Annotated in this window: 9 protein-coding genes; 6 read left to right on the top strand and 3 right to left on the bottom strand. The window is 38.7% G+C overall.

The genetic code is table 11. The features are described from left to right. Positions 1 to 73 precede the first annotated feature (73 nt). The 3 genes from argH to cls form a co-directional block, all read right to left on the bottom strand. Positions 74 to 1,453, bottom strand: a complete 1,380-nt coding sequence (argH, locus tag P0N36_RS12540; RefSeq protein ID WP_275843197.1) for an argininosuccinate lyase — start codon at positions 1,451 to 1,453, stop codon at positions 74 to 76. Between the two features lie 39 nt (positions 1,454 to 1,492). Continuing rightward, positions 1,493 to 2,704 carry an argininosuccinate synthase gene (locus P0N36_RS12535; RefSeq protein WP_275843196.1) on the bottom strand — a complete coding sequence of 404 codons (1,212 nt, stop codon included), beginning with the start codon at positions 2,702 to 2,704 and terminating at the stop codon, positions 1,493 to 1,495. A 124-nt stretch (positions 2,705 to 2,828) separates the two neighbouring features. Continuing rightward, positions 2,829 to 4,289, bottom strand: coding sequence for a cardiolipin synthase (gene cls, locus P0N36_RS12530; protein ID WP_275843195.1), 1,461 nt, complete (start codon positions 4,287 to 4,289; stop codon positions 2,829 to 2,831). Between the two features lie 334 nt (positions 4,290 to 4,623). Here cls and argJ point away from each other — a divergent pair, with 334 nt between their 5' ends. The 6 genes from argJ to P0N36_RS12500 all read left to right on the top strand — a co-directional run bounded on the left by argJ (position 4,624) and on the right by P0N36_RS12500 (position 13,612). Then, complete coding sequence (gene argJ, locus P0N36_RS12525) at positions 4,624 to 5,844, top strand: bifunctional glutamate N-acetyltransferase/amino-acid acetyltransferase ArgJ (RefSeq protein WP_275843194.1); 1,221 nt, start codon at positions 4,624 to 4,626, stop codon at positions 5,842 to 5,844. A 77-nt stretch (positions 5,845 to 5,921) separates the two neighbouring features. After that, entirely contained in the window at positions 5,922 to 6,791 is an 870-nt protein-coding gene (gene argB, locus P0N36_RS12520; protein WP_275843193.1) for an acetylglutamate kinase, read from the top strand. An 11-nt stretch (positions 6,792 to 6,802) separates the two neighbouring features. Further along, positions 6,803 to 7,990, top strand: coding sequence for an aspartate aminotransferase family protein (locus P0N36_RS12515; protein WP_275843192.1), 1,188 nt, complete (start codon positions 6,803 to 6,805; stop codon positions 7,988 to 7,990). Positions 7,991 to 8,022: 32 nt separating this feature from the next. Continuing rightward, positions 8,023 to 9,099, top strand: a complete 1,077-nt coding sequence (gene carA, locus P0N36_RS12510; protein WP_275843191.1) for a glutamine-hydrolyzing carbamoyl-phosphate synthase small subunit — start codon at positions 8,023 to 8,025, stop codon at positions 9,097 to 9,099. Further along, entirely contained in the window at positions 9,092 to 12,286 is a 3,195-nt protein-coding gene (gene carB, locus P0N36_RS12505) for a carbamoyl-phosphate synthase large subunit (RefSeq protein ID WP_275843190.1), read from the top strand. The genes carA and carB overlap by 8 nt, the downstream gene beginning before the upstream one ends. Positions 12,287 to 12,328: 42 nt before the next feature. Then, a complete protein-coding gene (locus P0N36_RS12500; protein ID WP_275843189.1) occupies positions 12,329 to 13,612 on the top strand; it encodes a glycoside hydrolase family 3 protein in 1,284 nt (427 codons plus the stop codon). Positions 13,613 to 13,921 lie beyond the last annotated feature (309 nt).

Below are 13,921 nucleotides of genomic sequence, written 5' to 3'. Positions count from 1 at the left end.
AAAAATAAATAAATAAAAAAGAGTAAGTCACTTGTCCAAGTTGATAGATTCAAATGACAGTACTCTTTTCTAATTACTCAACCTTACCTAAATACTTTCTATTTATAGCAATGACTTCTTTCATAACATCTTTTCCAGGTCCCCCTATGACTTGTCTTTTATTGACACAGGTCTCTAAGGAAATAGCTTCATATACATCTTTTTCAAATACTTCTGAGAGGTCTTGGTATTCATCTAAGGTCAATGTCTCTAATGTTTTATTGTGTTTTAGGCAATAAAGAACCAATTTTCCGATGACTTCATGAGCATCTCTAAAAGCCATACCTTTTTTAACAAGGTAATCGGCCGCATCGGTGGCATTGGTAAAGCCACCACCGGCACCATCATACATATTCTTTTTATTAATTCGAGCCGTACGTAACATATCGGAGAAAATAGGTAAACACATTTTTACCGTATCTAAGGCATCAAATGTAACCTCTTTATCTTCTTGCATATCTTTGTTATAAGCAAGTGGAAGCGCCTTCATCGTCGTAAGTAGGCTCATTAAAGAACCATAAACCCGTCCGGTTTTGCCACGAACCAATTCAGCGATATCTGGATTTTTCTTTTGTGGCATGATGCTACTGCCGGTACTATAAGCATCATCCAATTCGATGAATTGAAACTCATTAGAACACCATAGAATGATTTCTTCGCAAAAGCGGCTTAAGTGCATCATTAAGACTGAAAAGGTTGACAGAATCTCAATTAAGAAATCACGATCGCTTACAGCATCCATGCTGTTCAAACAAATACCGTCAAAGCCAAGCATGTCGGCTACAAAATACCGATCTAAAGGATAAGTTGTTGTAGCAAGCGCACCGGCACCAAGGGGCAGTTGGTTCATTCTTTTTTTAGCATCTTCTAAACGGTTACGGTCACGTTTTAGCATTTCGAAATAGGCCATTAAATGGTGAGCTAAGGTTATAGGTTGTGCCTTTTGTAAATGGGTATAGCTGGGCATAATGGTATCTAGATGCTCTGCTGCCATATCAAGAATGATACCTTGAAGGTTCACAATCATTTCATCCACCAGTGCCAGTTCATCACGCATATAGAGTCGAATATCCAGTGCGACTTGGTCGTTGCGGCTACGGCCGGTGTGTAGCTTTTTACCAACTTGTCCTACTTTTTCAATCAGAAGTTTTTCAAGGTTCATATGAATGTCCTCTTCATGAATGTCAAAAGCAACTTGGCCGGATTCAATATCGTTTAAAAGTTCTTCAAGACCTGTTTTTATGGTATTCATATCTTCTTCAGAGATAATATTTTGTTTTGCTAACATGGTAACATGGGCAATGCTACCTATGATGTCGTGTTTATATAATCTTTCATCGAAACGAATGGAGGAGTTAAAGTCATCCACCATGACGTTGGTGCTTTTTGCGAATCTTCCGCCCCATAATTTCATAGTCAATCTCCTTTATATCTAAGAGGTAAAGTGGACAATCTATTTCAAACCGGAACGTTCTTTCATCATGGCTCTAACCTTGAGTGGTAACCCAAAAAGATTAATGAAACCTTCTGCATCCTTATGGTCATATAGATCGCCGGTTGTAAAGCTTGCAATATCCTCGTCATATAAAGAGTAGGGAGAGCTTGCTCCGGCAGGAATAATATTGCCTTTATAGAGTTTTAACTTTACACTACCTGTAACCGTCTTTTGTGTTTCATCTACAAAAGCACTAAGGGCCTCACGAAGAGGTGTGAACCATTCACCTGAGTAAACCAACTCAGCAAATTTGATGGCCAGTTGACTTTTGTAGGCTAGCGTTTGCTTATCAAGACAGAGGTATTCCAACTCATTGTGTGCATAGTAGAGTATGGCACCACCAGGTGTCTCATAAACGCCACGAGACTTCATACCAACTACACGGTTTTCACATATATCAATAATACCGATGCCATTGGCACCACCAATCTCATTAAGAGCGGCAATAATATCAGAAGCTTTCATGGACACTCCATTTAACTTAGTTGGGTTACCTTGATCAAATTCCAAATCGATATATGTTGGTTTGTCAGGTGCTTTTTCGGGTGTTACGGACATCTGGAGTAGGTTATCATAGACCGGTTCAATGCTTGGATCTTCCAGTTCAAGTCCTTCATGACTTAAGTGCCATAGATTACGATCACGGCTATAGCTTTCTTTCTTTTTCATGGGTACCGGAATATTTCTTGCTTCAAGATAAGCAATAGCATCTTCACGAGATTTGATGTCCCATATGCGCCAAGGCGCTATAATATCTAAGTGTGGTGCAAGGGCCTTTATAGTGAGTTCAAAACGCACTTGGTCATTTCCTTTACCGGTAGCACCATGGCAGATGGCATTAGCGCCTTCTTTTAGTGCAATATCAACTAAGGCTTTAGCGATGCCGGGACGTGCCATTGAAGTTCCTAAAAGGTATTTGCCCTCATATACAGCATTTGCTTTGACGCAAGGTATGACATAATCATCGACGAATGCGTCGGTTATGTTTTCTATATACAATTTGCTGGCACCGGTGGATAGAGCTCTTTCTTCGAGTCCATCAATTTCTTTTCCTTGACCGACATCAACGCAAACAGCGATGACCTCACAGTCATAGTTTTCCTTTAACCAAGGTATAATGACGGTAGTATCAAGACCACCTGAATAGGCTAGTACAACTTTATTGTTCATGATTGTCCTCCTTATATTTGAATCTGATAAATATCAGATACTTAGGTTTGATATTGATTAATTATACATTATAATTAATAATTATACAACACTTACTTAAATTTATTTTCTACTTTTGCTAAGTTTATAGTACAGGTGAAAAAAGTCTGGATATGGACTCTTTCACTTTAATACTGAAGGGTCTGTGTAGATAGTCTTCAAGGGTAAGCTCTCTAGAAACAAGTATATCCTGGTTGAAGATGGAACATAATGATTGTGAGGTAGGCTTATCATAAATGAAGGCATTGACTTCGAAATTAAGCCTAAAACTTCTAATGTCAAAATTGCAAGTTCCGACAGAACTTATGGCATCATCTACAATAATGGCCTTTGTATGAATGAAACCGTCATCATAGATATAAGCTTTAGCACCATACATTAAAAGCTCGCCAATAAAGGAATAAGTGGCCCAGTAGACAAAAGGGTGGTCTGGTTTATTAGGGAACATGATTCTTAAATCAACACCGGATACAACAGCTATTTTCAAAGCTTCTATAACGCTTTCGTCAGGAACAAAGTAAGGTGTTTGAATATAGATATACTTTCTGGCACTGTTAATCATCTTAATGTAGCCTTGCTTGATTTGTTGATTGATGGAATCAGGGCCACTGCTGACAATCTGAACACCGGCGTCACCGGGGTGGTCTTTATTGTATTTGATATAACGTGCAATATCAATTAATTGTTTTTTGGATGCACTACGCCAATCTAGAAGAAAGCGGATTTGAAGTTGAATAACAGCATCTCCGAGGATTCTAATGTGGGTATCACGCCATTTACCAAAACGCTTTCGGAGTCCGAGATACTCCATCCCTATATTAAAGCCGCCAACATAACCAATACATCCGTCTATAACAGCAATCTTTCTGTGATTACGATAATTTGCCTTTAGATTAAAGTATTTGAAAAGAGATGGGAAGAAGAAATACACCTCACAACCTGAATTCCTCAAATCATTGATTGTGGACTTTGGCAAATGACGTCCACCGATATGGTCAATAAGTAACCTTATTTCAACACCTTCTTTTGCTTTTTGTTTACAAACGTCAAAAATATGTGAAGAGAGCATATCATTTTTAACGATATAATATTGAAGATGAATATGAGTTTTGGCTGCCTTCATTTCATCAATCAGTCGATCAAACTTTTCCTGACCATTGGTAAAAATGGTAATGTCATTGTTTTGAGTAAAGGAGGCTTCGCTTAATTTATTGTGAAAAATTATTATGTCACGGTACATATCCATATCAGGGTCATTGTATTTAAAAAACCCTTTTTCAAGAGCCAATCGTTGTTTATCTAAGACAAAGTTGTAAGCGGCTGATTCTTCATGGGTATATTTGAAGATTTTTCGCTTAGATATATTTTGTGACAATAAAAGGTAGAAAAAGAAACCAATGCCCGGTAACATGGTCATAAAAAATAACCAAGCCAAAGCTGAAATGGGGTTCCTTCGCTCAAGGGATATAATAATGATGGAAAAAATTAAGTTCAGTATGAGCACAATGGTATAGTTCTGGGTGAATGTGGCTATATAAGTAATCATCGTGTCCTCCATACAAAAATCTTGAAGTAGCCAATTGGATACACTTATATTCTCCTATATATTGGAAAGTAATGCAACAGTTTTATATTGTGTTTGCTTTTGCCCCTCAAGCCCATATTAATTGAATAAGAAAGTTGATTGAATAACTTGAAACCCTGAGGAATACATGAAATAATAAAGAAAGGTGAATAAGAAGTAAAAAGAATGGAAAACATCTTGCATTAATATGAATTAAAATGTATAATTATAAACTAAATAGAAGGCAGTACAATTTTAAAAATCATAAGCTCAGAAATAGAAGCGTGATTGGTTAGGTATTGGAAGGAGTCAAAAAATGAAAATAATACAAGGTGGCGTAACAGCAGCCAAGGGCTACAGTGCACACGGGGCATACATTGGTATAAAACGAAAAAGAAACGACCTCGCTCTGATAGTATCAGAGGTACCTGCTCTATACTCAGGCACTTTTACGACCAATGTGGTAAAGGCAGCACCGGTTATATGGAATATGGATATATACAAACATAAGCATCCGGTTAAAGCCATTGTGGTCAATAGCGGCAACGCCAATGCCTGCACAGGGGATCAAGGTGATGCGGATAACGAAAAAATGGCAATAACACTAGCTAAGTGTTTAGGTGTCCAAAAAGAAAATATTTTAGTGGGTTCAACAGGTGTCATTGGCGTTGAATTACCAATTGAGAAAATTGTCAGCGGGATTGAAGAAAATATTGGCCACATTAAGTCGACTTATGAAGCAGGCCTTTTAGCAGCAGAAGCCATTTGTACAACCGATACATTTACCAAAGAAGTCGCTGTAGAGATTGAAATCAGTGGTAAGACCGTAACCATCGGTGGCATGGCAAAAGGTTCAGGTATGATTCACCCCAATATGGCAACCATGTTAAGTTATGTGACCACCGATGTCGCCATATCTTTTGATATGTTAGATCAGGCAGTCAAAGAAAGTGTCCAGGATGCTTATAATATGATTAGTGTAGATGGCGATACCTCTACCAATGATATGTGTACTGTTATGGCTAATGGTATGGCAGGTAACGAAATGATTGTTGAAGAGCATGAAGACTATTTAATTTTCAAGAAGGCCTTGGACTATGTGAATAAGACTTTAGCCAAACTGATTGTTAAAGACGGAGAAGGTGCTTCCAAATTCATAGAAGTGAACATGTATGGAACAAGAAGTAAAAAAGAAGCCCAGGTCTTAGCCATGTCTGTGGTTACATCCAACCTGGTCAAGACAGCTTTCTTTGGCAATGATGCCAATTGGGGAAGGGTCTTATGTGCTATGGGCTATTCAGGGGTTAAGTTTGATGCCAAGAAAGTGACTTTAAACTATGAAAGTTCCGCTGGAACAATTGATTTGATGGTGAATGGTGTTCCTCAGAAATTTGACGAGGAACGTGCCTTTGACATTATAAAGGAAAAAGAAGTAATGGTGAATGCGTATTTAGAAGAAGGTACATCCAAAGGAACAGCATGGGGATGTGACCTAAGTTATGAATACGTAAAAATAAATGGGGAATACAGAACCTAATTATGGACCTTCTAACCATTAATCCAAGAAAGGGAATTATGATACTATGGCATAAGCCATCATCATTAAGGTGAATTATGGAAAAATATATTAATAAAGCAAAGGTTTTGATCGAAGCCTTACCTTATATAAAGGAATTTAACGGTAAAAAGGTGGTCATAAAGTATGGCGGTTCCGCCATGGTAGACGAAGCCATTAAAACATCGGTAATAGAAGACATAGTACTTATGAAATTAGTCGGTTTTCAGCCGGTGATTGTCCATGGTGGAGGAAAAGAAATCAGTGATATGCTTAATGCCATCGGTATAGAATCTAGATTTCAAAATGGACTTAGAGTAACCGATGCAGAAACAGTAGATGTCGTAGAAATGGTATTGGCCGGAAAAGTGAATAAAAGCATTGTCCAACTGATTCAGAATCATGATATCAACGCTGTTGGAATCACAGGAAAAGACGGAAAGACATTAAAAGTAAAGAAAAAACTGGTTGATGGTGAAGATATAGGATTTGTTGGTGAGATTACAAAAGTCAATACAAAACTTATTGATTCATTATTGGAAAATGATTTTATACCGGTTATTGCACCGATTGGTACAGATGAGGCAGGCAATACTTACAATATAAATGCAGATTATGCAGCATCGGCTATTGCCGGCGCCCTAGAAGCAGAAAAGCTTATATTTCTAACAGACGTTGAAGGTGTATTAAAAGATATAGATGACACTTCATCTTTGATTTCAAAGATTGCTATGGATGAAGTGGAAACACTGATTAAGGAAGGTGTTATTTCAGGCGGTATGATTCCAAAAGTAGAATGTTGCGTTGAAGGATTAAACCATGGTGTTCGAAGTGTTCATATTTTGGATGGCCGTGTACTCCATAGTATGCTACTTGAGATTTTTACTAAAAAAGGTGTTGGAACCATGTTTTGTAAGGAATTTGATTAGGAGGTAGCAGAATGCATGATGCATGGATTGATAAAGGTCAAGAAGTTTTTTTGCAGAATTACAAACCCCTTCCGATTGTCATAGAACGGGGAGAAGGCAACTATGTATTTGACAAAGAAGGTAATAAGTATTTGGATTTTGTAGCTGGGATTGCGACCAATGCCTTAGGTTACAGTTATGAGCCCTTAAAAAAAGCAATGAAAGATCAAATAGATAAGATCACCCATTGTTCCAATCTGTATTACAATGAACCCAGTATTCGTGCGGCCCAAAAGTTGGTTGAACTTAGCGGTTTAAGTAGAGTGTTTTTTTGCAATAGCGGCGCTGAGGCCAATGAGGCCGCTCTAAAATTGGGTAAAAGATATATTAATAAATTTGTAAATGGGAATAAGACGGAAATCATAACCATGAAGAACTCATTTCATGGCAGAACCATTGCGACAGTTTCTATAACAGGACAAACCAAATATCATGAAGGTTTTGCACCATTATTTGAAGGGATTACCTATACAGAGTTTAATGATGTTGAAGCCCTTGAAATGGTATTAACAGAAAAAACAGCCATCTTAATGATTGAACCAATCCAAGGTGAAGGTGGTATAAGACCAGCAGAGCAATCTTTTCTTAAAAAAGCAAGAGCCTTATGCGATGCATTGGATATTGTCTTGATTTTTGATGAAGTTCAATGTGGCATCGGGCGTACAGGAACGGTGTTTGCTTATGATCAATATGGCGTTAAGCCAGATATCGTAACCTTAGCCAAAGGCTTAGGTGCCGGTTATGTGATTGGTGCTATCATAGCCAATGAGAAAACAGCCCTAGGTTTTGAACCGGGAACCCATGCCTCTACATTTGGCGGGAATCCATTATCCACAACGGCAGCAGGTGTTGTATTAGATGCCCTAGTTCACGACGGCTTATTAGAACATGTCAAAACGATGGGAGCTTACCTAGAGGCCAGCCTTTTGGAACTGAAAAAAAGACATCCTTCCATCGTGGAGGTTCGAGGCATGGGGTTGATGATGGCTATCGAAATGGACAGCCCTGTTGGAAATGCTATTGCCATGGCGCTGGATAAGGGGCTTATGCTTATTAACTCAGGCACCCATATTATCCGGTTTGTGCCACCCCTTACAATTAAGCAGACAGAGATTGACGACATGATTCATATATTAGATGAAGTTTTATCTCCACAATAATGGTGGAGGGCTATTTAAGCAAGGAGGAACCTATGAAAGGTAGATTATATTTAGAAGATGGTACGATTTTCGAAGGTGAGAGCTTTGGAGCAAATACAACCTTATTTGGTGAAATCGTCTTCAATACAAGTATGACCGGTTATCAAGAAATATTAACAGACCCTTCTTATGGCGGACAGATTGTAACCATGACCTATCCCTTAATTGGCAATTATGGTATTAATGATGTGGACTATGAATCAGACAAGATTCAGGTATCAGGGTTCGTTGTGAAAGAATATGCACAGGTGCCCAATCATTGGCAAAGCAAGCGGTCACTGGATGACTACCTAAAAGCCAATAATATACCAGGTATTGCAGGCATTGACACGAGAAAACTAACGAAAATTATTCGAAACAACGGTACCATGAACTGTATCATCACAACAGAGGCAATCACACCCGATCTGATTAGCCAATTGAAAAATTATCGGTTTCCCCAAAATATAGTGGCACAGGTTTCATGTGACACTATTAAAAACTATCCAGGAGACGGCTTAAAAATAGGACTCATTGATCTTGGCATTAAGAAGGGTATTATTCACCAATTACAAAATCTGAACTGTGACATCACCGTATTTCCACATGATGTAAGGGTGGACCAAGTGCTACATCACGATCCGGAAGTGGTCTTTTTTTCTAATGGGCCTGGCAATCCAAAAGATGCAGTATCGGCCATTGAATTGGCAAAAAGCTTACTTGGTAAAAAAACAATGTGGGGTATTTGTCTTGGTCATCAGATCTTAGCCTTGGCGCTAGGTGCCGATACCTATAAGCTCAAGTTTGGACATCGAGGCGCCAACCATCCGGTTATTGACACAGTAACCGGTAAAGTGTTCATGTCCTCACAAAACCATGGTTACGCCGTGGATGAAAAGACATTTACAGAGCATATCAAGGTAACCCATTATAATGTCAACGATGAAACCAATGAAGGTTTAAGCTGTGATCAGTATAAAGTCTTATCCGTACAGTTTCATCCTGAAGAAGGGCCCGGGCCGGAAGATGCCCATTATATCTTCGAAAACTGGGTCAAAGGCTATGAAAAGGCGGTGATGAAACATGCCTAGAGATACAAGTATTCATAAAGTAATGGTTATTGGATCAGGACCGATTATTATCGGACAAGCAGCGGAATTTGATTATGCCGGTACACAAGCATGTAAATCATTAAAAGAAGAAGGCATCGAAGTGGTTCTGGTGAATTCTAATCCGGCTACCATCATGACAGATGATAACATAGCAGACCATGTTTATATACAACCTTTAACCCTTGAAGCTTTGACTTGGATTATTGATAAAGAAAGACCGGATGGCTTGTTGGCAACTTTAGGCGGACAAACCGGCCTTAATATGGCGGTAGAGTTAGACGAAGCAGGGGTACTTGAGAAATACAAGGTAAGACTCCTTGGAACCTCTCTAAAAGCGATTAATCAAGCGGAAGACAGAGAAAGCTTTAGACAACTTATGATGGATATCGGTGAGCCTGTACCAAAAAGTGAGATCGTAACAACCATGGAGCAAGGCTTGGCTGTAGCAGATTCAATAGGTTTTCCGATTATCATAAGACCGGCCTTTACCATGGGTGGTCTTGGTGGTGGTATTGCTAAAAACATGAATGAGCTCAAAGAATTCTTGCATACCGGCCTTATGCACAGTCGGATTAGCCAAGTACTACTAGAGCAATCCGTAGCCGGTTGGAAAGAAATCGAATATGAAGTCATGCGAGATCAAAACGATACGGCCATTATTATTTGTAATATGGAGAATTTTGATCCCGTCGGCATACACACAGGTGACAGCATAGTCGTCGCACCCTCTCAGACCTTATCGGATGAGGAATACCATATGCTGCGTACGGCTTCACTTAAGATTATCAAAGCTCTAAAAATTGAAGGTGGCTGTAATGTCCAGTTGGCCCTTGATCCCAAATCAAAATCCTATATCGTGATTGAGGTTAACCCTAGAGTTAGCCGTTCATCAGCACTGGCATCAAAAGCAGCCGGCTATCCCATTGCCAAAATAGCAGCCAAGATAGCCATTGGTTTGCATCTTCATGAGATTTCTAATGCGGTTACGAAAAAGACAAAAGCTTCTTTTGAACCGGCTCTTGACTATATTGTCACCAAGATTCCTAAGTGGCCCTTTGATAAGTTTGATTATGCAGATCGAACCCTTGGAACCCAAATGAAAGCGACAGGGGAAGTCATGGCCATTGACCGAACATTTGAAAGCTCTTTACTCAAAGCCATTATATCTTTAGAAGGTAAGGAAACTGGCCTTAGAAAAGAATCTTTAATGAAGTTGTCTAAAGAAGTCATCATTAAGATGTTGGATATGGTAGATGACCAACGTATCTTTGTGGTTGCAGAAGCCTTGAGAAAAGGTATATCCGTTGAAAAAATTAATGAAATTACGTGTATTGACAATTGGTTTTTGGAAAAGATCAATAACATCATTAAAGTGGAAAAACGCTTATCCAGTGAACCAATTACAGGAGAGCTGCTAGCAAAGGCAGAGAAGATGGGTTTTACAGACATCGAGATTCAGGCCTTATCGGGTAAAGATTATCGTATTATTGATGCTATACGTCGTGCCCATGGTATGTATCCGGTGTATAAGATGGTAGATACCTGCGCTGCTGAGTTTGAATCCTCAACACCTTATTACTACTCAACGTATGAAGATGAAGAAGAAAATATCATCAGCAAGAAAGAAAAAATCATTGTCATCGGTTCCGGACCTATTCGAATTGGTCAAGGGATTGAATTTGATTATTGTTCGGTCCATGCCGTATGGGCCATTCAAGAACTGGGTTATGAATCAATTATTATCAACAACAATCCCGAAACCGTAAGTACAGACTTTGACATAGCCGACAAATTGTATTTTGAACCTCTTTTTATTGAAGACGTTATGAATGTGATACGAAAAGAAATGCCAAAAGGGGTTATCGTTCAATATGGTGGTCAAACAGCTATTAATCTGGCGCCAAAGCTAGTAAGTCGTGGTGTTCAAGTTCTTGGCACTTCAGTGGATTCCATTGATGTGGCAGAAGATCGAAAACGCTTTGAACGTTTACTTAGAGAACTGGACATTCCTCAACCTCTAGGTAAGGCGGTGACCAATATTGATGAAGCCATTACCACTGCAAGGAGCATTGGCTATCCGGTTCTGGTAAGACCTTCCTATGTTATTGGCGGTCGCGCTATGATGATAGTTCATAATGATATTGAACTAATGAGTTATGTTAAAGAAGCGGCATCTTTATCTGAAGATCAACCGATACTCATTGATGAATATATTGATGGTATGGAGGTTGAAGTTGATGCTATTGCGGACCGAGAGAACATACTCATACCAGGGGTGATGGAGCATATTGAACGTACAGGTGTCCATTCAGGCGATAGTTTTTGTGTGTATCCGCCACAAAACATTTCGGATGACATGATGGCAATCATTGTTGATTATACCTACAAGATAGCTATGGCCCTTCAAGTCGTAGGTCTTATGAACATTCAATTTGTTATAAAGGATGAAAAAGTATATATTATTGAAGTGAATCCCAGAGCATCAAGAACGGTACCGATTATTAGTAAGATTACGAAGATCCCCATGGTGAAAATTGCTATGCAGGTCATCTTAGGCGATAAACTATCTGGGCTTGATTATGGGACTGGGCTCTATAAGACCAGCAACCTCATAGCGGTAAAAGCGCCGGTGTTTAGTTTCGTTAAGCTGGCGGGGGTTGATGCAGCACTGACACCTGAGATGAAATCCACGGGGGAAGTCCTTGGTGTGGATAGGAATTATGAAAAAGCATTACTTAAAGCCTTTCAAGGGGCAGGGTTTAAGTTTAAAACAGCAGGTAAGGTTTTGATTTCTGTTTCCGACACTTCTAAAGAAGAGGTCCTGCCTTTTGTTAAGGAATTAGAGGCACTAGGATTTGGGATTATGGCTTCTATTAAGACAAGCCAATTTCTATTGGAAAGAGGCATTACGAATGAATCTGTGAATATATCCGATTTGTCTGAGATACAGGTTATGTTTAAAAAAGATGAAATTGCTATGGTGATTAATGTACCGACAAAAGGTAAAGACGTCAGTCGAGACGGCTATAAATTAAGAAACTTAGCTGAACACCTTAGTGTGCCAAGTTTTACCTGTTTAGATACCGTAAAAGCTTATCTGCAAGCATTAAAAACTTTTATGGACAAGGCGCCCATTGACTACGACACCATTGATGCCTACATGTAATAGAGTTGATGGCCAATGAATCAAGAATTTGAAGGTGGTTGAATGATAAAATATACCTGGATTTTGATACTACTTCTACTATTGAGTGGATGTCAAACAGGCGAGGAAAAACTAAATCAACAAGAAAAAAAGGTGAAAGAAAACATACAGCAACCAACGCCATCGGTTGTAGAACTAGAGGATAAACGAGAAAAAAAATCGGAAGAAGAGACGGTATCGGAAGATTTAGACGAAGCGACCTTATTAGAAATGTCCATTGATGAGATAATGTCTAATATGTCATTAGAAGCGAAAGTGGCCCAGATGTTTTATGTAACCTTAGAAGATTACGAGTCAACAGGTTTGTCCTATGGCGGAATTATATTTTTTAAGCACAATATGATAACCGCTATAGAGACCCAAAATATAATTCGTAAGATTCAAAGTGAGTTAGACATCCCTGCTTTTATAGGATTGGATGAAGAAGGTGGATTGGTAACAAGAATAACCGGTGAAGCGAGTATCGGTGGTACAAAAATACCCGACGCATGGGTGTTGGGTCATGCCACTAACCCCAATGCGGTCTATTTAGCCAATGAAATTATTGCAAAAGAAATCCGTTCCTTGGGATTTAATATGAACTTTGCTCCGGTAGGCGACATTCACACGAATCCAAGCAACCCGATTATTGGGCATAGGGCTTTTTCAGACAACCCACATATAGTTGGTGAAAAAGTGATAGAAGCCTTAAAAGCATATCAGGAACATGAAATCATCCCGGTCATAAAACATTATCCAGGGCACGGAGATACAAAAGAGGATAGTCATTTAGGTACAGCTATACTGAGCCATGATATAGAACGGTTAATGTCTGTCGAACTTGTACCTTTTATTGAGGCGATTAGGGATGGGGTAGATGTTATTATGGTGGGTCATTTACAGGTTCCCCAAGTGACTGGGGATACAACGCCGGCTTCCTTGTCTGAGATGATGATACAAGAAATATTAATTAGAGAATTGGGTTTTAAAGGTCTGGTTATATCCGATGCCTTGAATATGAAGAGTATTGTCGATTATTATGGTACAGAGTTGATGATTGATCTGGGTCTAGATGCTGGATTAAGCCTATTTCTTATGCCGGAGGATGTGGACAATGCCTATGAATACCTTTTAAAAAAGGCTCGAACTTCCATAGAGACAGAAATAAAAATAGAGGAGGCAGTAAGAAAAATTATCCGTCTAAAATTAGAAAAGAACTTATTTGAGTATAAAAATCAAGTCTTACAGGATCCAATAATTGGCCAAATAGAAGACAGAAATATAATTGCAGAATTAGAGATTGAATAAAAAAAACGCTCAAACACTATCCAATGATAGTGTTTGAGCGTTTTTTTTTATTCAAGATCTTCAATCCAGAAAAAGCATAGTAAACATCATTTGATTAAGACATTTTCTTATGAAAATTTTCATAAATTTAAATAAACTTAGCAAAAGAAAACAAGTAAAATTATGTATTCGGGGGAAAGAAAAGTTATTATAAAAATAAGTCGCACAAAGACAACTAAAAAACACTTGACATTATGTGCATATTATACTAAAATTGTTTTATGAAAAGCTTTTCAAGCTTTCAGAAACACACAACCATTACAAAGTAAT

It is taken from the genome of Petrocella sp. FN5 (assembly GCF_029210395.1).
Taxonomy (GTDB): domain Bacteria; phylum Bacillota; class Clostridia; order Lachnospirales; family Vallitaleaceae; genus Petrocella.
This window is presented reverse-complemented; position numbering and strand designations above follow the sequence as displayed.

Bases quoted from the DNA above. Each gene is read 5' to 3' on its own strand.
- cls (WP_275843195.1), bottom strand. From the start codon at position 4,289: ATGATTACTTATATAGCCACATTCACCCAGAACTATACCATTGTGCTC.
- argB (WP_275843193.1), top strand. From the start codon at position 5,922: ATGGAAAAATATATTAATAAAGCAAAGGTTTTGATCGAAGCCTTACCT.
- argH (WP_275843197.1), bottom strand. From the start codon at position 1,453: ATGAAATTATGGGGCGGAAGATTCGCAAAAAGCACCAACGTCATGGTG.
- P0N36_RS12500 (WP_275843189.1), top strand. From the start codon at position 12,329: ATGATAAAATATACCTGGATTTTGATACTACTTCTACTATTGAGTGGA.
- P0N36_RS12535 (WP_275843196.1), bottom strand. From the start codon at position 2,704: ATGAACAATAAAGTTGTACTAGCCTATTCAGGTGGTCTTGATACTACC.
- carB (WP_275843190.1), top strand. From the start codon at position 9,092: ATGCCTAGAGATACAAGTATTCATAAAGTAATGGTTATTGGATCAGGA.
- carA (WP_275843191.1), top strand. From the start codon at position 8,023: ATGAAAGGTAGATTATATTTAGAAGATGGTACGATTTTCGAAGGTGAG.
- P0N36_RS12515 (WP_275843192.1), top strand. From the start codon at position 6,803: ATGCATGATGCATGGATTGATAAAGGTCAAGAAGTTTTTTTGCAGAAT.
- argJ (WP_275843194.1), top strand. From the start codon at position 4,624: ATGAAAATAATACAAGGTGGCGTAACAGCAGCCAAGGGCTACAGTGCA.